Here is a 335-nt window from a genome sequence, read left to right as displayed (position 1 = left end):
TTTTCGAAGTTGCCGCCTGTAGCGCTCGTAATCGTGGTGCTAACGGTGGAACCGTTGTTGTAGACGTCGTTGGCCGGTGTTTCGAAAACTACAGTGCCAGCGGATTTGCCCGCTTCAATAATGATGGTTTGGCCGTTGCTCAATGTCACGGTGACCGGCGTTTGCGCTGGGTTAGTCAGCGTAGCGGTGTAAGTAATCTGACCGCCTTCGGTTACCGTCTGGCCAGCCGTCAACGTAACGGTAGTGGTATCGATCGAGTCGGCAATCGTAGTGACTGCAGGTGCAGTGTTCGGCACCAAGTTTTCGAAGTTGCCGCCGGTAGCGTTGGTGATCGT

General features: G+C 54.6%; 1 protein-coding gene. It reads right to left on the bottom strand.

What is annotated here, in order from left to right:
* Positions 1–335 (bottom strand): immunoglobulin-like domain-containing protein (locus AO240_RS28725; protein ID WP_177445874.1); only part of this gene is annotated, 335 nt, incomplete at both ends.

Source organism: Pseudomonas sp. ICMP 460, from assembly GCF_002723595.1.
In the GTDB taxonomy this organism is placed as follows: domain Bacteria; phylum Pseudomonadota; class Gammaproteobacteria; order Pseudomonadales; family Pseudomonadaceae; genus Aquipseudomonas; species Aquipseudomonas kitaguniensis.
Note: the sequence above shows the minus strand (reverse complement) of the source record. Positions and strands in the feature narration are given on the sequence as shown.